This window comes from Micromonospora sp. KC723 (assembly GCF_004348595.1).
GTDB lineage: Bacteria > Actinomycetota > Actinomycetes > Mycobacteriales > Micromonosporaceae > Micromonospora.
In genome coordinates, this window is sequence record NZ_SMKD01000284.1 from 1 (window position 1) to 876 (window position 876).

Here is an 876-nt window from a genome sequence, read left to right on the forward strand (position 1 = left end):
ACCCGAGCCCCTCCCAGACCCCGCGGACCACCTGGAGGGTGACGTCCGCGCCGTCCCACCGGCCGTACGGGACGAGCACGCAGCCGCGCTGGCGGGCGCGGGCGGCCAGCCGGCCGGCGACCGAGGCGGAGACGGACTGCGGCACGGCGGTGACCACCACGTCGACCCCGTCGATCAGCGCGGCGACCACGGTGGGCCACTCGGGGCCCGGGTCGGGGACCAGGGCGAGCCGGTCCAGCGCGATGCCCAGCTCGGCGGCGGCGCCCGCGCCGAAGGTCGGCACCCCGACCACCGCGCACCAGGAGCCGGCCCGGGACGCCTCGGCGAGCAGCGCCAGGACCAGGGAGGTGCCGCCGCTGCGGCGGGGCCGGCCGGCGGAGACCGCGATCGTGCTGCCCCGACGCAGCCCTCGGTGGGGTAGCAGGCCGGTCAGCTCGGGCGCCACCGGGAGCGTACGGTGGCCGCCGGCCGGATCCGGCGCGCTCGCCGGGCGGACCAGACCGGCCAGTGCGGCGGAGCCGACCACCATGCGGCCCGCCATGGGATCAACCCCCCGTCGTCGTGAGTGCTGGATCAGGTCATGGGTTGCCCCGGCTCCGGCTTCCGGATGGCGAACCCTGGTCGTCAGGCCGCGCGGCCGTCGAGGGTGGGCTGGTGGGCCAGGCCGAGGGCGGTCTCCACCACCGCCACGAACTGCTCGGCGGCCCGGAGCAGGTCGTCGGCCTCCCGGGTGCTCACCACCCGGGGTATCCCCGCCTCGGCGGCGGCCCGCTTGCCGGCGCCGGCGGCGAAGTAGGCGGCCCACTCGTCGAGCTCGGGGGCGACCGTGGTGAGCAGCACCCAGACGCTGGTGATCCGGTGGCGCCGGGTGGGGGT

At 78.0% G+C, this 876-nt stretch carries 2 protein-coding genes; both read right to left on the reverse strand.

Features of this window, described 5'->3' with window-relative positions; genetic code table 11:
* Window positions 1-541, reverse strand: a 541-nt coding sequence (locus E1165_RS28660; protein ID WP_132394799.1) for a hypothetical protein, incomplete at its 3' end; no start/stop codon positions are given.
* A gap of 83 nt (window positions 542-624) precedes the next feature.
* Window positions 625-876: SAV_6107 family HEPN domain-containing protein (locus tag E1165_RS28665; protein WP_243705042.1), on the reverse strand; the 252-nt coding region annotated here is incomplete at its 5' end.